This is a genomic window from Aeribacillus composti (assembly GCF_007827555.1).
Taxonomy (GTDB): domain Bacteria; phylum Bacillota; class Bacilli; order Bacillales; family Aeribacillaceae; genus Aeribacillus; species Aeribacillus composti.
Map to the genome: position 1 here is coordinate 41,787 of NZ_VISS01000022.1, position 20,765 is coordinate 62,551.

Annotated in this window: 15 protein-coding genes and 1 pseudogene; 12 read left to right on the top strand and 4 right to left on the bottom strand. The window is 36.2% G+C overall.

The window, feature by feature from the left end; translation table 11 throughout:
* The first annotated feature begins 910 nt into the window (after positions 1–910).
* The 5 genes from FB379_RS12190 to FB379_RS12205 all read left to right on the top strand — a co-directional run bounded on the left by FB379_RS12190 (position 911) and on the right by FB379_RS12205 (position 6,751).
* Complete coding sequence (locus tag FB379_RS12190; protein ID WP_066247521.1) at positions 911–2,380, top strand: hypothetical protein; 1,470 nt, start codon at positions 911–913, stop codon at positions 2,378–2,380.
* A complete protein-coding gene (locus tag FB379_RS12195; RefSeq protein ID WP_242009329.1) occupies positions 2,361–3,047 on the top strand; it encodes an ATP-binding cassette domain-containing protein in 687 nt (228 codons plus the stop codon). The genes FB379_RS12190 and FB379_RS12195 overlap by 20 nt, the downstream gene beginning before the upstream one ends.
* On the top strand, positions 3,041–4,159 hold the full coding sequence (locus FB379_RS12200; protein ID WP_144598110.1) for a hypothetical protein: 1,119 nt from the start codon (positions 3,041–3,043) through the stop codon (positions 4,157–4,159). The genes FB379_RS12195 and FB379_RS12200 overlap by 7 nt, the downstream gene beginning before the upstream one ends.
* 1,781 nt (positions 4,160–5,940) lie before the next feature.
* Entirely contained in the window at positions 5,941–6,102 is a 162-nt protein-coding gene (locus tag FB379_RS18480; protein ID WP_158640193.1) for a hypothetical protein, read from the top strand.
* A gap of 373 nt (positions 6,103–6,475) precedes the next feature.
* The gene (locus FB379_RS12205) at positions 6,476–6,751 is read left to right on the top strand and encodes a 2TM domain-containing protein (RefSeq protein WP_094245893.1); all 276 of its coding nucleotides are present in this window, start codon (positions 6,476–6,478) and stop codon (positions 6,749–6,751) included.
* Positions 6,752–7,673: 922 nt separating this feature from the next.
* Here the strand turns inward: FB379_RS12205 and FB379_RS12210 are convergent.
* The gene (locus FB379_RS12210) at positions 7,674–7,871 is read right to left on the bottom strand and encodes a hypothetical protein (RefSeq protein ID WP_082829623.1); all 198 of its coding nucleotides are present in this window, start codon (positions 7,869–7,871) and stop codon (positions 7,674–7,676) included.
* 1,133 nt (positions 7,872–9,004) lie between these two features.
* Here FB379_RS12210 and FB379_RS12215 point away from each other — a divergent pair.
* Positions 9,005–9,208 carry a Fur-regulated basic protein FbpA gene (locus FB379_RS12215; protein WP_144598111.1) on the top strand — a complete coding sequence of 68 codons (204 nt, stop codon included), beginning with the start codon at positions 9,005–9,007 and terminating at the stop codon, positions 9,206–9,208.
* Between the two features lie 1,110 nt (positions 9,209–10,318).
* Here FB379_RS12215 and FB379_RS12220 read toward each other — a convergent pair.
* Entirely contained in the window at positions 10,319–11,296 is a 978-nt protein-coding gene (locus tag FB379_RS12220) for an ABC transporter substrate-binding protein (RefSeq protein ID WP_066251568.1), read from the bottom strand.
* Between the two features lie 127 nt (positions 11,297–11,423).
* Here FB379_RS12220 and FB379_RS12225 point away from each other — a divergent pair, with 127 nt between their 5' ends.
* Positions 11,424–12,467 (top strand): FecCD family ABC transporter permease, encoded by a 1,044-nt coding sequence (locus FB379_RS12225; protein ID WP_144598112.1) that lies wholly within the window; start codon positions 11,424–11,426, stop codon positions 12,465–12,467.
* Position 12,468: 1 nt separating this feature from the next.
* Positions 12,469–13,482 carry a FecCD family ABC transporter permease gene (locus FB379_RS12230; RefSeq protein ID WP_063387779.1) on the top strand — a complete coding sequence of 338 codons (1,014 nt, stop codon included), beginning with the start codon at positions 12,469–12,471 and terminating at the stop codon, positions 13,480–13,482.
* A 258-nt stretch (positions 13,483–13,740) separates the two neighbouring features.
* On the opposite strand, the gene FB379_RS12235 is transcribed toward FB379_RS12230, so the two are convergent.
* Entirely contained in the window at positions 13,741–15,024 is a 1,284-nt protein-coding gene (locus FB379_RS12235) for an SLC13 family permease (RefSeq protein WP_144598113.1), read from the bottom strand.
* A 750-nt stretch (positions 15,025–15,774) separates the two neighbouring features.
* Between FB379_RS12235 and FB379_RS12240 the strand changes: the two genes are divergently transcribed.
* The 4 genes from FB379_RS12240 (at position 15,775) to FB379_RS12255 (ending at position 19,941) form a co-directional block, all read left to right on the top strand.
* Entirely contained in the window at positions 15,775–16,440 is a 666-nt protein-coding gene (locus FB379_RS12240) for a GntR family transcriptional regulator (protein WP_144598114.1), read from the top strand.
* Positions 16,441–16,788: 348 nt separating this feature from the next.
* On the top strand, positions 16,789–17,586 hold the full coding sequence (locus tag FB379_RS12245; RefSeq protein WP_130158631.1) for an enoyl-CoA hydratase/isomerase family protein: 798 nt from the start codon (positions 16,789–16,791) through the stop codon (positions 17,584–17,586).
* A gap of 1 nt (position 17,587) precedes the next feature.
* Positions 17,588–18,787, top strand: a complete 1,200-nt coding sequence (locus tag FB379_RS12250) for a CaiB/BaiF CoA transferase family protein (protein ID WP_144598115.1) — start codon at positions 17,588–17,590, stop codon at positions 18,785–18,787.
* Positions 18,788–19,095: 308 nt separating this feature from the next.
* Positions 19,096–19,941, top strand: a complete 846-nt coding sequence (locus FB379_RS12255) for a hypothetical protein (RefSeq protein ID WP_144598116.1) — start codon at positions 19,096–19,098, stop codon at positions 19,939–19,941.
* Between the two features lie 161 nt (positions 19,942–20,102).
* Here the strand turns inward: FB379_RS12255 and FB379_RS12260 are convergent.
* A pseudogene (locus FB379_RS12260) lies at positions 20,103–20,282 on the bottom strand (energy-coupling factor ABC transporter permease); the annotation flags it as partial.
* Positions 20,283–20,765: the final 483 nt, after the last annotated feature.

Below are 20,765 nucleotides of genomic sequence, written 5' to 3' on the forward strand. Positions count from 1 at the left end.
CTGTATTTTTTGCTTGCAAACGATAGAAAGAAATGAAGAAGCCCATTCTTCATTTCGATCGTGTGGCGTTATCTGATGAAGCGGTATCAACAAGTTTTATAAGAACAAGGGTTCACCCAAGAAGAAGGTTATTAACTTTCTGGTTAATATATATTGTCTACATGAGCGTTTACTAGGCGCTCATTTTATTTACTGATAAGCGATCAGATCAGGAAATTCATTTTATTTCCAAAATTAATTGTGTGCATACCACAAAAAATACTAAAAAAATAATCATTACAAACAAATAATGTAAAAAATACTCCAAATTACCTATAAATGTGATAAAATGATAATTAAGGTAAAAAGTGTATAATATTCAATTATTTAGGTGAAAAATGCTTGCTTTATCTTTTGCTATATTACTATGTTTTATTTTTACATTTTCACCATCTGATGATGCTTATCGAGCCACCAAAACTGCAAATCGCCGCCCTGTTCTTTTCTAACCAAAGCGTTAATCCCGATAACAATGTAACAGCGAAAGCCGATTACCTTATTTGTCTGACTGGAAAGGTTGCGGAAAATATAAAGCATTAAGTTCTACTACTAGAACTGGGTTTAAGAAGTTAACTCATCAAGTTTCGTTTTATACAGTTGGAGGAAGTGTTTCCTTTAGCGGAGCCGGAGCAAGTAGTAGTGGATCTAGTCCTGGTTATTCAAGAAGCACAACTTCAAAATCTTATAGCAGCTCTGGAAATGTTTGTGGAAGCGGTTTAACAATATATCTTGGCATGTACACTACTACTATAGTTGATTATAGTAATAGAACATACACAGCTATTGCAAAAATCTAATATTTAGAGCAGAATATCTACACTTTTTACCTCATTTCCAATATAAAGGCTAATAGGTTAGGAGATATGTTTATATGAAACAAAATATCTATTTGCTTATAGTATGTTTTTTCCTGCTTACAGCTTGCAGTGAACCTTATTTTAAAAATCGGCCTATTCATAGTAATAATTTTATTAATACGATCAATTCTTATATGAAAGAAAGTAATGATGGAAGTGTTTTTGAAGTAACCAGTCAGTCTGAGGAAATATCTGATTTGAAAAATAATAGCTCGATATTATATCTTGGCAAAATAAATGATAAATTACAGCCTAGTGAATGTAAGCAAGAACAAAATAATTTTTATTGTAGGATTTTATTATCAATGTTAAAAAAAGATAGTTTATTCTCAATAGAAGAAATTAATAAGGTTCGTTCATTTTTTGATTTATATTTTCTTTATAATATGATGGAATATATTGGTGATTCAGAGGGGTTAGAAAAAATAAAAAAAGTATTTATGAAGCTAGAGAATCCAGGCAAGGCTGATCAAGTGGAGTATTATTATTTTCTAATATTGGATTATAAGATAAATAACACGGTTGCAGATATGAAAGATAAAATTGAAAATAACATTTCAAGTTTTACTGAACAAGACCTTTTAGACTTAGACTATAATAAACCAATTCTTCTTCATGCCTCTATTATTTTAAGCAATCTATATGATCTTGAAGTAAATTTGGACCATTTAAAAGACATATATGAAAAGAAAGAAAACCAAATAACAATATTATTCAGAGATGAAATTACTTATTGGGTTCATTTAATGATCGCAAAAGAACTAGAGCAACACTTTGAGAACAAAAAGTTTATGACTAATATATTATCAGAAACAAGACCTTTTCATACGTACTTTTATTCATTGGAGAGTATAAGAAATCTATATTTAATGTCGAATGTATTTGCTAGTAAAGAAATTTCTGATGTCGATAAATATTTAAATGTACTAAGCCATCGCATAGATAGTTTTAGTCAGGAATTGAAAAACAATAGAGATCAAAGTTATTACCAATATTCATATTATTTAAACTATGCAGAAGAAGTGATTGGAAAATCCTCTCGTAATCAAGAAGCTGCTGAAAATACAAACTGCCGAGACATAAAATTATTTAATGAAATGTATTACTGTTATAAGGCAACTGGTGAGATGGCTACTTCTGAAGCTGTTGCTATAGAAGAGTCAGATGACTTACTTACAAAGGTACTAAAGTACGATATCATTGACCCTACTCCCAAAGATATCGAAGAAATGAAAAAATTATATCCTGAAGTTTTAAATAATGAAAGTAAAGACTTCTATATTATATTAAATATTTATACTAGTCTAGTTCAAAAGCATAACCTTGATATAGATAAGGAATTAATTAGAAAAAAGGTAGAGCAGTATGAATGTTATTTAGGATATTGTGAACCAAGAGGTAACTATGTTTTTGAGCTAAGTGTGTATTTGAATAATATCCTTAATATATTAGAGGGTGATGAATTTGCACAAAAATTCCGTTGACAACTATGAGGATATTCATGTTAGTGTTAAAAACATTAACTTTCAATACGGCGAAAAAATAATCTTGAGAAATCTCTCTCTAGAGATAAATGAACCTGGTTTATATGCTATTTATGGAAAAAGCGGGTGTGGGAAAACCACTTTTATCAATATTTTATCTTTAATACAAAAACCTCACTCAGGAACCATTAATTTATTCCATAAACAAATTAATTTTGAGGATGTTGAATTAGTTGATGACTTGCGGAAAAAAATAGCGTATTTCTTCCAAGATTTAAATTTAATAGAGACTTTAACAATTAGAGAAAACCTTCAAATTATCTCACTTATAAACAGCCAGCCTTTAGATAACGAAAAACTAAATAAATACAGCAGGCAAATACAAATGGAAAACAAGTTAGATATTCCAGTAAATAATCTCTCTGGTGGTGAAAGACAACGAGCAGCTTTTTTAAAAGTATTGGTATTTGAATATCCGCTTATTTTATTGGATGAGCCAACGAATAATTTAGATGAAGAGAACATTAAAATCATAATGGATATTTTATCTAGTATAAAAAAAGATAGGGTCATTATAGTAGTAACCCATTCAAAATTTGTTGTGGAAAATTCAGACAAATCATTTGATTTTATTCAATTAAATAAAGGATTGAAAGAACTATGTTAAAACATGATTCGGTTTTTTATTATATAAAGCAAAAATATTTAAAAAGTTTAAGAAAGCTTGCGATACTAAACTTTTTATTACTAATATTGATTATATTTTCGATCTTTACAGTATTTATTTCTGCTGAGAACATCCATAATAATATATTAAATAATGATAAATTATCAATGGTACTGATCAATGGATATACAGAAACAGGAGAATTTGAGTACGATACCAACTTAATTTTAAATTTGCCTCATGTTAAAAATCTTACCTATGATTATGAAATTCCTCTTATTTATTCGTCGGAAAAAGAGGAGGTAGAGTTTTTAGATTGCTTGCCTCTTAATGAAACTACTAGAGAAGCAATTAGTTTTGACGAACAAGTTGATGACAATGCTTTAGTGCTGCCAGAACATTTTAAAAATCAAAAATTAATTATTTCTGATATGAATCACAAGCCCGTTAAAACTACAAACTATTATTATGAAGGATCAGGCACATATTTTCTAAAGGATCAATGTTATCTCGCTCAACCTTTATATAATAAAATGTTGGCAACAATTAATAGCAGTAACTATTCAGGTGTTAAATCACTTATTGTGAACTTAGAAAAAACAGAATATATATATGATTTTGTCAAATCCTTTCATGAAATGTTTAATGAAGATGAAGTTTATGTATATTATCAATCTGAAGGATTGGAGAACTTAGTACAAAATTCGAAAGTCTCTTTTCATTTGCTTTTGTTTTTCCAGCTAAGCTTACTTATTGTAATTGTTATTGTATATAAAAACAGCTTAAATTCTCTCATCAAGTTAATAAATCGTGATTTACTGTCTCTCTATTTAAACGGAATGTCTAGCAAAGAAATCACATCCCAGTTTTATAAAACAATCGAATCAGGAAACAAAAAAATTTATATTTTCTCTTATGGAACGGTTATTTTATTTGCTATTCTTCTTTCTAAGGCGCTAAATAATGAAATATTAATGATAATTACCGTTGGTTTATTATTACTATTAAGTTTATTCATTTTACTAAATAAATTGTTTGTAAAGTATGTTATTTCCAGCATATTAGCGAAAGAACTATCAAATGAGAATATTGTTTCTCAGCTGCGTAACTAGTCTTTAATCAAGTAACATTTAGAATGACAACGGGGACGACTAACCGTTGTCATTTTTTAAATCCAATAATTTTTAACATTCCACTTTTTCTGATAGCACATGCTGCAAATTTTCATTTATCTGAAACAGAAAATCGTGTGTAACTGGACCGTTGCAGACTAGAAAATTGCGTCACCAATTAGTCCATATAATTGTGTCAAAAGGGAAATAGAAAAGAGCCACATTGCTTCCTTTCCTTTGTAGAATTTACAATGGACAAACATAAGGAGGAATGCAACAATGGCTTTACCGTAAATGATGTAATGTCAAATAATCCACTTATCTATTTTCTAAATCTATTTCTAATTCAGGATCTTTAATTCTTTACAACGCCTCTTCTCGATTTCTGTCCGATAAAAAGTCCTAAAAACAAGCCTTTGATCAGTAAGAATACTGGAATCATTGACATTCTTCTTTATAAAAATAATGAAAATTTGTCGTCGACCTCCAATCGTGCAAAAATCCCGGGGGATCGACGACTCTTTTAAAATTCAATTGAGCCCACGCAAATCAAAGGATTGATAAAATTTGACTCCTTCGTTAAAATGAAAATAACCAATTAACCAATTTAAACGAAATGCTTATTTAACAACATTTTCTGGGGTTTTTATCTTAACTATGAGGAATTGAAGCTCAGATTCCTCATCATATGCCATATAAATATAAACGTTTTTATCTTAACTATGAGGAATTGAAGCCAGCTACATATAAACTCAATGATGAAAAAAACGGAATAGTTTTTATCTTAACTATGAGGAATTGAAGCCCGTAACAACACGTACACCGTCGCAAATAATTTCGAAAGGTTTTTATCTTAACTATGAGGAATTGAAGCCTGACAAATTCCAAGTTTGTATCAAATGATGGATTGTTTTTATCTTAACTATAAGGAATTGAAGCTGATGATCCGTTCACCAATTATGGTGAACCTATTGAGTTTTTATCTTAACTATAAGGAATTGAAGCAGGTTGTCCACTTTCACACCTTGTTTCTCGAGCCATCGTTTTTATCTTAACTATAAGGAATTGAAGCATTTCATAAATTCTTCTCTGGAACGTCCTGATCGTTCGTTTTTATCTTAACTATGAGGAATTGAACATTCCTCTCCTTTTCCTTTTCTTAGAGATTTACATCATTGTTTTTATCTTAACTATGAGGAATTGAAACTCATATCTGACTTTTCAGCGATCGAAGCCCGTGTAGTTTTTATCTTAACTACGAGGAATTGAAACAGTGGAAATGAAAATGGTTGTGTACCCCTTTTCCTGCGTTTTTATCTTAACTATAAGGAATTGAAACCACATGCGCCAACCGTAAAAATATGCTTGTATTTCGTTTTTATCTTAACTATAAGGAATTGAAACCGTTCTTCTGAATTTAAAATACAATGACCACTAAAAGTTTTTATTTTAACTACAAGGAATTGCAACACCAAACTAAAGGCCTTTACGTTTGATGCCTACCAATTGCTCCCATTATAGACCCCCGCTGTTAAAAATAAGGAATAAAAAACTTTGAGGCGGTCATATGATACATTTGAGATATAAAAATATTGTGCCGATATGATGTTCAAAACAGTAAAATTGATGCAGGTATTTGCTTATGAAATATGATCAAGGTGTTTCCTTGTCTTCTAGATACAGGCATGGCATCACGATCTCCATAATTGTAGATGTAAATCCTGCTGGGAAGTTTGAAAATTGGTCATTTCCTTCATGATTAGACGGATACCCCCATTCTAATGATGAAGGAGCTGTTTAAGGCGCCACACCCTGTTCCAGTGAAAGAGGATGACGGTACGGTTGCCGCTTTGACAGAAAAAGATTGTTCAAAAGAATGCTACTGGATGTACTTGTTAGCCAATGGCGATTCAGCTCCAACCTTCTTGTTCTGGCCTCTCTAGATGAAAAAGCTCATTTCATCCATCCTGCTGAGAGCTTTGTGGTGTGCATTTCATTTGTGAAACGATTTCATTGAATGGTGACCCATATTTTTTTGAAGCTTTTATTCGCCTTTTTCCTGCAAAAAATTTGTTAATCCTTATTGTTTAAAGAAGGAAAAATTACCCCTTTGTCGAATGGAGTAAAAGAAGAGAGGTAAATGCTGAAACTTAAGCAAATTTGTTGCGTTTACGGTTCAAGACTTATGAAAAACCGAATCAACAGCAGGTTAGAAATTGTCGTGCCTCATTCCCAAATGTAAACGGTGAAGGAAAATATTTTCAGCATTATGAGTGGCAACAAGGCTGTTCAAAAACTAAGCTATATAGGGGGGTGTTGAAAGTCGAAAAAGATGAAAAATATTTAAGGGCGAAAAAAAGAGTGGAAAATTTGAAAGCCTTTTATTTGCATTTCATTTCTTATGTTTTAGTGAATTCTATGCTTTTTGTTTTTAATTTAATTTCGGATCCCGGTAATTGGTGGTTTCAATATCCGCTTTTTGGCTGGGGGATTGGGCTTTTAGTACACGGCGCCTCAACATTTGCATTTGGCATATTCGGGGAAGAATGGGAAGAAAAAAAGATAAAAAAATATATGGAAAAAGACAGGTAGAACATTTTAAAAGCGTTCGGAATCGAACGTTTTTTTGTGGAGAGTATTAAAATGGAACATCTAAAAGATGCACCCTGTGAGGTGCATTTCAAACATTACAGTATGGAGAGTTGAATTATGTTTCGTCTATTTCATAAGCGGTGCTTTTTGTGTAAGCGAAAAACAAAAACTTCCTATCATTATGTAGACCATAACGGAAATAGTATGAAAGTTTGTCCGGAATGTGCAGTATATGCGGAAAGAAGGGCATTTAGAAAAAAAGTGTAGGCACCTTTTGGAAGGTGCTTTTTCTTTTCCTTCAAAACTCAACTTCAAAGGAGGGAGCTCTTTGTTAAATACTGCACAAGCAACGGGTAAGTGCAAGAGCCAAAAGCGCTGCTAAAATCGATTGGAAACCGCTGCAGAATCAATGTTGAAGCGAACAGTAGCTGATAAATTAGCCAAGATTAAGTTTAGTAACCCATAAAATAATTATGTAAACTAATATAAAAAAGAGTCGACTCATTCATCATATGGATATAAATGGATGTATTGCAACTGATGGGGATTAACTCAAAGTATGGATATTGTTGAGGAAACAGGTTGGAATGGGTTGATAAAAAGAAAGCTTTCTGATCTTGGAGGATGGCCGCAGAGACATCCGAGAAGATGGCGAATCAGAAGACGAAAAATTGCTTTTGTATACATTGAAACATCCAGAGGGCACAAAAATCCTTTGTTCACAATAAACGCATCGGCATTTTGCAAAGGAATAGTTGCTTGGTCTGTATCGGCTTAATTTATGGTGTCTCCAATGAAAATCTGAACATTAGTGTACTTTTGAAATGCGAAATAATGATGGAACCTCTTGAGGTTATGGCGTTAAGGGAATTTAAACAAAACAACGCCCCCCTTAATAAAAGAGGGCGCATTGTAATGTCATTTAGCAGCACTTAGAAGGGTATCCTGGATCAACAATTACGTTTCTTGTAATTGGTCTATAAATATGTCTAGGAACATTGACAATATTGAAACGATTAATCCTTACAATTGGATGGATATAAGGAACTACACGTGGAATGAAACGGTCGCGAACCACATGTTTAGGCGGACAGATAATGGGTCTAGTATGACCAAACATTGGAAACTCACCTCCTAGAATATCTATATACATTAAATGTATTAGCAGGGCTTTTTGAAACGGACAAATATCACAAGTTATATAAAAAATTCATCTAATTGTAAAATATTGTAATATTTGGTATCGGAAGAGCATTCATAGTACGCATTTTGAAGAAAAATTTTTGTTCGATGTGTTGACGTTAAAAGACGTCCAGATATCCCGCTTTATGTAGAAAGCTAAATTTGGAATGATCGGGATCAAATCCATTTGCCAGCTGCTTAAACAAAAAAGAGTTCAGCAACAGAAGAGAAAATGAACTGTTATTATGTTTACTAGGGACAGGAGAAACTCATTAAGTGAGGGGCTATAAGTTTTCGTGTAACCGATTTATCAGCTCCATCAGAGCGGAGTATTATGATTTAAACGGCAAATTGCTAAATGTGAACGGCTCATTTCTTTGTTCTACAAAAACACAGATCCAACGCTTTTATGCCATATTATGCAAAAAATTGCTATGGAGACTTCCCAACTTTTTAACAGCAGCATTGGAATTCCACTTCTTTCAAATAATTGCTTAGAGAGAAAAGCTATCGTCTAAAACAGCATTTCTTCTGTTAAGAAAAACGGTAAGCTGCTTTATTTTTAGCCTGCCGAAACAACCTATACAAGTTGTGAAATAGGGTTTTAACATGTTACCGTACATTCGTCAGGATGGCCGTCCGGGTTTTCACATTTTAACATGTTACTGCACATTCAAAAGGACTGTTTCCCGGGGTGGATCGGGACTGTATAATTGAAATCAATCTGTAATTAACAAATCAACGACCGGTGAGGCAGAATTTTTTTGCCTAAATTCATAAAAACATAAATTTCTACTTGACAGGTAGGATTAATATGTTTTAATATAATGTTAAATTTACTGGAAAATTAAAAACGCCGACTGGTTCACTAGAGGCTCCATTCAAGATGGATTTTCTTGATTTGGGAGCCTCTTAGTTTTTAAATTCGCAGCAGGAATATAAATGATCCGTGTAAGGCACAGAGGATGAAATAGTCTTAACAAGATCAGACTTGCACTAAGAAAGCTGGTGCAGCGAAATCGGATAACCATTTAAAAAAACGTAAAAATTTTATGATAAGGAGAGGATCACATGAGTAACCTTCTTCGTCAGGCTGTAGAAATTAGAAGAAAAAAATTGATCAACAAACTGATTGTCTTAAATGCATTTAAGAATGAGGAGCAGCTTTGCAAATTAACGTTATCAGAATTAGAATATGAATATAAAAAAACCCAAAGGGATTCCCATCCGCATAGTGAAACAGGGTTGATTCGTTGGACGAGCAAAAAAATATAATTTTCATCAAAAAATACGCATGATTCTTTTAAACCCGTACATTGGAAAGGGAAGGACAGTGAATTCTCCTCAAAGCATGGGTAAGTGAACTGAATTTTCCAAAAGGCCTTCAACCCTTCTCAATTATTCTGCTAGTGATTTGCAAATCAAAACGCTATGGCAAATTCCAAAAAATTTGAATGAGGATTTATCGAAAACGAAATTTTACGCAATAGCTTTTAGTAAAAATTTCTATCTGCTTTTGTACCTTTAAATACTACTATATAGATAGTATTAGTATGATTTAATAAACTACCAGCTGAATTATTTGAGGCTCTTGATTCGAGATAGGAGGAAATCTTGAATTAAGAGCCTCTTAGCTTTTCATTTTAGTGTAAGGATTATAGATGCCGATTGAAACAGCGTTCTTCATTTTCCTAAATCCGCCTTTAAATTTTTAACATATATAGATGCCGATTGTGCCATAGGAAAAATAGAAAAAATGTACATATGGAGCTCGGTTACGCAGAAGGGGGGAATAAGGCTTCAAAGGCTATTGCAAAGCACAAAATAGCGTCCTCAAACGGTTTAAAGATTTTGTACAACTGAGAGGGGAAGCCGTTTTCATCATCGGCAGCCTGAATCAAATGCAGATCAGCTTGAGTTTGAAAATGAACAATAAAAAATCGCAAACGCGCGTTATTACATAGAAAATAGCAAACAAGAACTTTCAACGACTAATGTAATGAAGTGTCAACCATTACATAAAAAATAGGGGAATTTTCCGGCAAAAACCATGAATTTCAACCTTACAGTTTTGGCTTCATTGGCCAGACATTGAGAAAAGGATAAACTTGTGATCAATCAAGTTCGGTTTTTGCTTCGTTTTCAGATCAGCACACTGAGATGTGATCTATCTAGTCCGGTTTTGACCGAAAATAGCAAAACAAAAAACAAAGTTCATTTGATCTTCTAGCAGCTGTATGGCCTGCTGTTTATATGAATTAGACATTTAAATTCTTACAACATTGAAGTTTGTGACCGCTCGCCATTACGGAAAGGCGTAACGGGAAAAACGATCAGTTGAAATTTCCAACAAAAAAAGGCATCCGTGATGGATACCCTTTTTCATTATTTTTGTACTAAGGAATCTAGAATATCATCGATGATTTGCGAATTGGCAATAGAGCCTGTGTACAACCAGCTTTTTTCAGGTGAAAATTCAAAAACGTTGCCTGCTTTTACAGCCGGAATGCTTTTCCATAGAGCATCACTTAAAGGTGCTGCATTGGAACCGTCACTATTAATTAAGAACAAATAGTCAGCATCCAATTCTACTAATTTCTCTAAAGAGATAGAGCTCCAGTTATCTGCTGAGTTTGCTGAAATTTCTTTTACAACTTTTGGCACTTTTAATCCTAAGTCTCCGTACATGACGGCACCGCTTGAAAGTTTTTCATTTACGATAAAGAATTGTCCGCCTACTAACCAGACTGCTGCGACAGAAGGATTTCCTACTTTTTCTTTAATTGTCTCTTTCGCTTCGGCTACTTTGGCGTCATATTCTTCTAGAGCTTTTTCCGCTTCTTTTTCCTTTCCTAATACTTCGCCAATAAGCTTCAATTCTTTGCGCCAATCGCTGTTATCTTCTTCACCAATAACAAAAGTAGGGGCGATTTGATTATATTGTTCATATTTTCCGCCTTCTACCATGCTAGCGGAGTCCATTATAATTAAGTCCGGATTCATTTTTTGAACTGCTTCAAACGGAAGATCATGAGGAATGGTTGGAATTCCTTTCAGCTCATCTTGCAGATAATCTTGTACGGTTTTCCCGTCGTTTACACTCCATTGTGCGACAGGTTTTACGCCAAGGGCAACAAGATGATCTTCAAGATAGCTGGCAATAATTCTTTTTGGATTAGCAGGAACTTCCACTTTATTTCCCATTCCATCTGTTAATGTTCTTGTTTCTGCTGACTTTTCATTCTCATTTGAAGCTTGATCCGATCCGGAAGAGGAGTCGGTTCCTTGTCCGCCGCAAGCGGTTAGTGATAGAGCTAATAGCGCAGCTCCTATTAGAGAAAATAACTTTTTCTGAAATACCATTTCTAAACCTCCAACTCATATGATAAAATAAATTTTTGGGAAGCAATAATGATAACCATTTTCAATTAAAATATATCTCTGCCACTTTGTCAATCTTAATTTTTATCATTTGGAGGAAAAATGGTTTATGGATTCAACGATACATACGAAAACCACTTCAGAATCTTTACATAAAAGCAAAAATAGATGGATTGCTCTTATCGTTCTTTTCATAGGCATCATTGGCCTATTTCTGTCAGTTGTCATATCGATTCGTTTTGGTGCTGCGGATTTGAGTTATCGGGATGTTCTTGGTGCGTTTTTTGCCTTTGAAGAGGACAATCAAGCTCATGTCATTGTCAGGGAATTGCGTTTGCCCCGTGCAGTCGCAGCCATTCTCGTCGGTTCTGCCTTGGCTGTTTCCGGTGCTATTATGCAAGGAATGACTAGGAATCCATTAGCCTCTCCTTCTATTATGGGTGTAACGGCAGGATCGTCCTTTCTCATTGCCATTGCGCTGGCATTTTTACCGGGAATCTCTTATTTCGGTCTATCAATCTTTTCTTTTATAGGTTCAGGTCTTGGCGCTTGTCTTGTGTTCGGCATTAGCTCCCTTTCTCGCGGAGGAATGACGCCTGTGAAGCTGGCTTTGGCCGGGTCAGCGATTACATCACTCCTAACCTCCTTATCGACTGCGATAGGAATTAAATTTAATATTGCAAAGGATATCAGCTATTTTTTTGCGGGAGGAGTTTCAGCTGTCCAACCAACCCAAGTCCATTTTCTTTTGCCGTTCGTCATTTCCGGACTTTTGCTGGCCATCTTACTGTCGCGCTCTATTACCGTCCTTAACTTGGGCGAAGAAGCTGCCAAAAGTCTCGGGCAAAATACAAATGTGGTAAAATTTTTAGGAGCGGTCACGGTGCTGCTTTTAACAGGGGCAGCTGTTTCAATTGCTGGAGTGATTGGCTTTGTCGGACTCATCGTTCCTCATATTGCACGGTTTTTAGTCGGAACGGATTACCGTTGGATTATTCCTTGTTCTGCCGTTTTAGGCGGGATTTTATTAATTGCGGCTGATATTGTCGGACGCATGGTGAATGCTCCGTTTGAAACTCCTGTTGGAGCGATAACTGCCGTTGTAGGGGTTCCCTTCTTCCTCTATTTAGCCCGTAAAGAGGGGAGGGTGTAACATGTCAAAAAGATTAATAAACTTCAAAACATTGTTTTTTTCAACTATTTTTTTCATCATTATAACCGCAATCATAAGCATTAATGCCGGCTATATACAAATACCTCTTCATGAGGTCATTGCCGCCTTATTAGGAAATGGAACAGATCAAAATGAATTGACCATATTCCAATTCCGTTTGCCTAGAATATTCATGGCATTGCTCGTAGGGATGGGAATCTCCCTTTCAGGGGCTATCCTCCAAGGGGTTACGCAAAATCCGTTAGCGGATCCGGGAATATTGGGGATTAATTCAGGAGCAGGGTTTGCCGTTGTATTATATATGTTCTTTTTCCAAGGAGCTTCCTTTTTGAACGGCTGGGCTTCCGTGTATGTTTTGCCCATAACGGCTTTAGCAGGCGCTTTTCTTACCGCCGTCTTAATCTATTTTTTATCTCGAAAAAATGGACATATTACACCGATAAGACTTTTATTAATGGGAATAGGGATGAATGGGGCATTCAATGCCGGCATCCTCATCTTCCAAATGAAAATGGAACCGAATGATTTTACAAGAGCACTTACTTGGCTGTCGGGAGCCATCTGGGGTGCGAACTGGAACTATGTGTGGGCGCTGTTACCATGGTTATTGATCCTTATTCCGATCGCGATTTATAAATCAAAGGTTCTCGATATATTGCTTTTAGGTGATTCAACAGCAACAGGGGTAGGAATAAACGTTGCAAGAGAACGCAAGATTTTATTAATCATTGCCGTTACACTGGCAGGAGTTTGTGTAGCGGTTGGCGGAGGGATTACGTTCCTTGGCTTGCTTGCCCCTCATATTACAAGGCAACTAGTCGGGCCAAAGCATTCGAAATGCTTGCCCCTTACTGCAGCTTTAGGAAGCTTCATTCTTTTGGCTGCAGATACATTAGGACGGGTTGTCATGGCTCCTTCAGAGCTGCCTGTCGGGATCGTTGTTTCCATTTTGGGGGCGCCTTATTTTATATATTTGCTAATAAAATCAATTTGACGCTATATACAGCAAGATTTCATTGCACCGCTTCGTCTCAAAAAAAACTATACGAATTTGTCTAAAAGCGGCCCGGTTAAATGAGGGAAGGGACAAACACCTCCAGTGTCGAATGCATCAAATAAATTCGATGAATGGAGGTGTTTGTTTTATCCAAAAGATCAAGCGGTCAACGTTTTTTCATTATTGCAGCTTGAAGCTGCGCTTGTTCGTTATAAAAACTGTTTTCTGCCGGCGAAAGGATGATCGTTTGCCATGCTATCCCGCAATTAATACAAAAGCAAGCCAGGCGAGCCCAGGTCCAAGCGCTACGACTACAACAGCAGAAAGTAAAAGCTGTTTAAAAAATACATTCTCTTTTACCCCTTGTACGTTTGCGAGCAGCAATGCACCGTTAGTGGAGAAGGGGCTTATATCGACGATGCTTGAAGAAATGGCAATGGCTGAAACGACACCGATGGAAGAAATGGTCGGGTCCTGTAAAATGGGTGCTGCCAGCGGGATGATAGCTGCCAGAAACCCTGTTGTCGAGGCAAAAGCTGAAACGATGCCTCCTACGTATGACGATGCAAGGGCTGCGATTACCGGATTTCCTACTTTTGCGATTAAGTCAGTCATGTAATCAATCGTTCCAATTGTTTCTAAAACGCCTACGTATGTGACAATACCAGTTATTAAGAGAATCACAGACCAAGGCATCCGTGATAGAACGCCCTTTTGCTGCTTTGGAGCAATTAATGCTAGCACTAATCCTACTCCAAGCGCTGCAAAGCCGATATCGATATCGAACATAAGAGCGAGGACGACGAGTGTGATGATCCCTAAAAGTGTGATGCCTTTGTAAAAAGTTAATCCATTTTCTTGTGATTTATTGTTCTCATTTGCGGAGAACCCTTCAGCTCTAGACGCTGCATCTTCTTCGGCAGCAGTTCGCTTTTTCAGCAGCCGAAGTCCTCCCAAAACGATGAACACAATCACAGAAGCAAATACACTGAAGATAAAAGCGTTTATGAAAAGCAACCCCGGCGAATGAGGAAGATCTCTTGCCTGCATAACGCCGTTAACAATCACTCCATAAGGATTAAGCAGTGAGAAGGATCCCGCTGTGGAACCAATCACTAACAATAACCCCATCAAGAGAGGATTAATGTTGTATCGTGCGGCAAAACGCAGCGCAATCGGCGCTAGGATCGCAATAGCAGCAGGTCCCAAAGTGCCGACGCTAGTTAAAATAGCGCAAAGCAAAAACATTATCCATGGCACGAGACCTAGATTACCTCTGACTAGGCGAAGACCCCATCCGGTAATCAAATCAACTGTCCCGTTTTTCTCAACAATTGAAAACAGATAAGTCACTCCAGCAAGAGTGACGAACAATTCAGCCGGAAAACCGCTGTAAATGTCGTCAATATTTAATCCGCTGAATACAACTCCGACGATAAAAGCAGCTACGAACCCTAAAACACCGAGGTTAATTGGTAAAACTGAACCTACAATAAACATCAACAGAAGCACAATAATTCCAATGAGCTCAATACTCATATTGATTTTTCCTCCTAAGCTTTGGAATGAAAATAGAAAATCCCAAAAATTTGAAACCGCTTTCTAAAAACCCCAGCTTACAAAATCGACGATCGACAATGCATTATAAGAATATGAATGACTAGAAAAAAGGTGACTTTTTATTTGAATATTCTGAAAAATATAATTTCAAATCATAAATCGTCACCTCTCGAAAAAATAATTGAAATGTATGCTTTTATTTTGAATGACATACCTGAACATTTCGGCGACTTCACAAGGAAATCGGCTGCTTATCCTATTTGTTAGAAGGAGGTCCAAGGGCAAAATAAAGAGAGAAACAGCATTTATAAGATTAAGATAAAGTGTTTTTCGCACATTCCCTCCTTTTCTCCGTTTTTCATTCATCACAGATTGTTTACAGCTATTTATTCATTTACAAAAATGTTTACGAAAGCAAAATGAAAAATATGCATCTTTGTCAATTGTCGACAGGATGTACGAAGCGATGAAATATTCGTAATAAAAATTTGAATATTCTTATTTATGAAGTCATTTATAATGAAAGGGATCACATTAATTTTTATATATGGAGGAAGGAGAACTTCTATAAATTTCGAATAAATTAGAACAGTGCAGCAAACGAAAGATTTGCGGAAAATCTTCCAATACAATGCCGACTTTACAGAATTTTTCGATTTGTATTTATAAACAAGTTATAATAGGATTATAAAAAATAGACAGTCGACATTATAGAGAGGAAGAGCGGGAATGAAAAATAATCAATTATTTTACAATCATTCGTTGTCCCACAAAATAGCGGAAAAAATAACAAACCAAATTATGGCGGGGGAGCTGAAGCCCGGAGAAAAAATTATTGAATCCACTTACGCAGAAGAGTTTGGAACGAGCAGGGCGCCTATTCGAGAGTCGCTCTATTTGCTGGAAAATGAAGGGCTAATAGAGCGAATTCCTAGAAAAGGCGCTGTTGTGAAAGGCTATACGGAAGATGAAGTTTATGATCTTCTTGAAATGAGAATCGTATTGGAAAGCCTTGCGATGAAAAGAATTAAAGTCCGCGGGGTAAATGAAGAAATTCTTAAGAAAATGGAGCAATTGGTACAAAAGATGTCAGAGGTTGATGACGAAAAACAGTATGCCAATCTGAACCAAGAGTTTCATATGCTCATCATTGAAATGAGCAAAAGCGAAATTATTAAAGAAATGTATTGGAGATTAGGACGTCCTTTGCTTGTACTTCAAAGAATATCGTTTCTTGAAGAGGAGCATATAAAAAAGTCTTTGAAGGAACACCGCATTATTTTAGATTTGTTAAAGGAAAACCTGATCGATGAAGCGCTTGTTTTGCTTGAAAATCATAATCATAGCGTAATTAAAAGGGTCGAAAACAAAACGAAAAATAAACAATCGTACTAGCAGCAAAAAAGGGAAAACAACGAGCGCTGTAAATGTCTTGAAACGAACAACATATACATGATTTTAGGGAGTTCATATGAAGGAGTGAAGCCCTTTTCATATAAGCTCCTTTTTTATTTTTCAGCTTATTGACTGGGTCATAATCAAAACATGACATATGTAGGTTTTCTCAGCAAATGCAAAATAAAAATTTAAAATTTTTAGAATTTTCATTGACTTTTATAACATGAGGGGATATCATGGTTGTAACAAGATGATTGTCGACAGTCGTCCATCTTCTAGGAAGAGCATTTTTGAATCTTGATGGTTTTGTTAAAAAATATGAAGACAAGAGATAGGTGATTTTTAATGAGGGTAACGATTAGTCAGGTCGAGGCGGATGGGAAAATTATACTTCAGGAAAGTGCCGGGCTTGCCATTGTAACGATCCAACGTCCACGCCTAAAAAATGCTATAACATCGGGGATGTGGAGGGAGCTGGCGGAAATTGGAAGGCTGATTCCTGAAAACCCGAAAACACGAGTGGTGATCCTGCGCGGAAGCAAGGATCAATTTTGTTCAGGTTCTGATTTGAAAGAATTTAACCAAATGTCGATTAACGAAGCGCACGAAGCTTTCCGCTTAATGGAACAAGCCATTTCGACGTTTGAAAAACTTCCGTTGCCAACCATTGCCGCTATAAATGGTCCGGCATTAGGTGCAGGATTTGTTCTATCTTTAGCATGTGATCTTCGGGTTGGGACCTCTAAAGCTAAAATGGGAATCCCAGTCGGACGGCTGGGAATTACGTTAAACCAAATGTTTGTAAAACGGATTGCAGATCTGATCGGAGGGAGCCGGACGATGGATTTAGTTTATACAGGTCGACTGCTAGACGCTTCAGAATGCTGTCAATTGGGATTAGTTAATTACATGGTTCCGGATGATGAGGATGTGGATCATTTTACATTACGTTTGGCGAAAAAAGTTATGGAGCAGTCACCGGCGTCTCTTCTTGCTGTTAAAAGATCTGTCGCCTACAATAAGCCGGCACTTTCATTTCCGTGGGATACAGGTACGGCGTCCAGTATTGACGCAAATGATTTTCCTGAAGGTGTTCGTTCCTTTGTAGAAAAAAGAAAACCGAATTTTAAAGGGAGAGGTTGACATGCTGCCACTTGCAGGAATTAAAATTATTGACTTAACGAGAATATTGAGCGGCCCTTTTTGCACAATGACATTAGCTGATTTAGGCGCCGAGGTGATAAAAATTGAAAGTCCACAAGGGGATGATACAAGACAATGGGGTCCTCCGTTCATTAAAAATGAAAGCGCGTACTTTCTAAGTGTCAACCGCAATAAGAAAAGTGTTGTTTTAAATTTAAAAGATCCAAAAGGAAAAGAAATTTTACTGAAAATGGTAGAAGAAGCGGATGTTGTTGTTGAAAACTTTCGACCCGGCACATTAAAAAAGCTCGGAATTGATTATGACATCTTAAAGCAGCATAACCGCAGAGTTATTCTTGCTTCGATTTCCGGCTTCGGTCAAACAGGACCGTATTCAAAAAAGCCTGGTTATGATGTCCTGGCTCAAGGAATGGGCGGGTTAATGTCCGTTACAGGCGAACCAGACGGTACACCAGTTAAAGCTGGATATTCTTTGGCAGACATCGGAGCAGGAATGTGGGCAACAATCGGCATTCTGTCAGCACTTTGGGAAAGAGAGCGTTCAGGTCAAGGACAATGGATCGATGTCTCCTTGCTCGACACGATGGTTTCTTGGCAAACGTACCTTGCCGGCAACTATTTTGCGACAAACAATGATCCAAAGCCGCTGGGAGGAGCCCATCCGAATATTGTGCCTTACCAGGTTTTTGAAGCTTCGGACGGCCACTTTATTCTTGCAGTAGGAAATGACAGCCTTTGGAATTCGCTGGTTGACGTATTGGATGTGGAAGCTCTTAGAGACCGGAAATTTAAAACGAATCCGGACCGGGTTCAAAATAGAGATGAACTGATTTCCATACTTGAAGAAATATTTAAAAGAAAAACGAGAGATGAATGGGTTGACATGTTGGAATCTGCGAAAATTCCATGCGGACCTGTTAATAAGCTTTCGGACATTTTAAATGATGCCCATATCAAGGAAAGGGAAATGGTCGTTGAAATGGAGCATCCTTCCCTCGGAATCTTAAAAATGCTTGGTGTACCTGTAAAATTATCGCGCACACCGGGCAGGATCAAAACGGTCCCTCCAGCTCAGGGGGAGCATAGTGAAACCGTTCTAAAGCAAATGGGCTACAGTAAAGAAGAGATAGAAACATTTATAAAAGAGGGGATTATTATTCTTCAACAAAAATGTGTATAATTCGATAAAATTCAGTCGACAATCGACTAAAAATATTTTAATAATTTTCTAGTTTTTTCAAGTAAAAAAACTTCCTCTGTTTTATTGTGTATGATGCTCGATCCAAAGCCTATTTTTTTGAAATTCATGAATATTAATATCCCACATAACAATCGGAGTCCCGAAACAAACATTTGCTGTCATACGAACTGAATTTTCCTGTAAATAGACAGAATAGAGTTTCCGGTTTGCCGGATCCGGTCCGCCTTTAAGTGTTACGGGCATTTTCCTTCAGGTTGAAAGATTTTTAAGAAAGGGGTATTCACCCAATGCGCGTATTCGCTCTTGTTGGCCGCAGCGGCACGGGAAAAAGCACCAGCGCACTTTCTTTCGCACATAGTAAAAACATACCGGCTATGATTGATGATGGATTGTTAATTTATAAAGGGCGAAAAGCTGCAGGGAGTTCAGCGAAATATGAAAAGAACTATATAACCGCTATTAAACGGGCTGTCTTTTTTTATGAGGATCACCGAAAAGAAGTCCAAAATGCTATTAAAGCACTTGATATTCATTCGATTCTTATTATTGGTACGTCTACAAAAATGGTTGATCAAATTGCGGAAACATTGCAATTAGGAAAAATCACCAAATATTACAAAATTGAAGAAATTAGATCGTCAAAGGAAATCAACATGGCATTATATGTGAGAAAAACAGAGGGGAAACATATTATTCCGATTCCATATGTACAAGTCGAACAAAATATTTTAAAGAAGATCATTATGAAGGGAAAGAAAATTTTTTCTACCCAAAAAGAAGAGATTGGTGAAACAACGATTATCAGACCACGGTTTCATCAAGGAACCATCCACATTTCTGAACACGTTTTAAAACAAATCATTTCCCATGCCTGCACTTCGGTAGAAGCAGTAAAAAAATGCCATCGGATAGATATTACATTAAACGAGCTGCCGAATATAAAAATCACCCTCACCATGTTTTATCCATTGGATGAAGCATTACCCGTCATCGCAGAAAAGATTCAACAAAAAGTTGCTGAAGATTTTTTAAAGTTTTTAAATATAGAGTTAAATAGCATTACTATTCATATCAGTAAATTGTCGATGGAACACTCTTATCCTGCATCAATGATCCGGACTGCGCGCATATGATTTGGGCTGATAAGTTATGCAAAATTAGGTAATCGTAGCTGAGCAAAGGGGTGCCATATGATCAAAAAGTCAGTCATTATTATAAAAATGGCAAATGTAAAAGAACGGATTATACAGTAAAAGGCATATTGAAAAAATAAATTCATATAGAGCAAGTATTATATTTTTAATGCTGACAGCACAAATGCAAATGCTCCAGATAAACCTAGCATCATTTTGAATTCAGGATGCTCCTGAAGCTTCTTTTTAATAGAAAGTAAGCCTATAATTAAAGAAGGTAAAGTAACCCCCCACCAAAATAAAGCCCATTCAATCGGCAGAAAACCTTCCATAATATGCATGGCGATGGCCTGTTCCGGGATAAAAACGAATAGAAATGATTGGGAGCTTCCTTTTCGGCCCAACAGCGATGAGTGTTGTTGGATTTATTGTTCTCTTTTTCCAATCATTATTTACACAAATTTATCTCTTGTTAATCCGCCATTTTCAAACATTTTTAGCTGATTGAAAACGCCAGTTTATTCATCGTGAAGAATACTCAAAGTTTTCAATAAATAGGGAAATATACAATTTAAAACTCTTGTACGATTCTTAGTTTTGCACTTTTTGTTATTTTGGAAAATGAAAAAAATTGACTTTGTCCTCAGGGACAGAAAGAATATAAAACGCCTCAAACTAATTCGTGGGCACAAATAAATCTTTGAGTATCTTCGGGACAGATAGAATATAAAACTCCTCAAACAGCAGGAAGCTAAATGGAAGCGACCTTTCACACTTACCATATGAAGCTGTTTATTTACTTTAAAAAGTTAAGGAAAACCGGG

Coding starts and splice junctions, on each gene's coding strand:
- FB379_RS12190 (WP_066247521.1), top strand. CDS start 911: ATGAAACAAAATATCTATTTGCTTATAGTATGTTTTTTCCTGCTTACA.
- FB379_RS12200 (WP_144598110.1), top strand. CDS start 3,041: ATGTTAAAACATGATTCGGTTTTTTATTATATAAAGCAAAAATATTTA.
- FB379_RS18480 (WP_158640193.1), top strand. CDS start 5,941: ATGATGAAGGAGCTGTTTAAGGCGCCACACCCTGTTCCAGTGAAAGAG.
- FB379_RS12210 (WP_082829623.1), bottom strand. CDS start 7,871: ATGTTTGGTCATACTAGACCCATTATCTGTCCGCCTAAACATGTGGTT.
- FB379_RS12215 (WP_144598111.1), top strand. CDS start 9,005: ATGAGTAACCTTCTTCGTCAGGCTGTAGAAATTAGAAGAAAAAAATTG.
- FB379_RS12220 (WP_066251568.1), bottom strand. CDS start 11,296: ATGGTATTTCAGAAAAAGTTATTTTCTCTAATAGGAGCTGCGCTATTA.
- FB379_RS12225 (WP_144598112.1), top strand. CDS start 11,424: ATGGATTCAACGATACATACGAAAACCACTTCAGAATCTTTACATAAA.
- FB379_RS12230 (WP_063387779.1), top strand. CDS start 12,469: ATGTCAAAAAGATTAATAAACTTCAAAACATTGTTTTTTTCAACTATT.
- FB379_RS12235 (WP_144598113.1), bottom strand. CDS start 15,024: ATGAGTATTGAGCTCATTGGAATTATTGTGCTTCTGTTGATGTTTATT.
- FB379_RS12240 (WP_144598114.1), top strand. CDS start 15,775: ATGAAAAATAATCAATTATTTTACAATCATTCGTTGTCCCACAAAATA.
- FB379_RS12245 (WP_130158631.1), top strand. CDS start 16,789: ATGAGGGTAACGATTAGTCAGGTCGAGGCGGATGGGAAAATTATACTT.
- FB379_RS12250 (WP_144598115.1), top strand. CDS start 17,588: ATGCTGCCACTTGCAGGAATTAAAATTATTGACTTAACGAGAATATTG.
- FB379_RS12255 (WP_144598116.1), top strand. CDS start 19,096: ATGCGCGTATTCGCTCTTGTTGGCCGCAGCGGCACGGGAAAAAGCACC.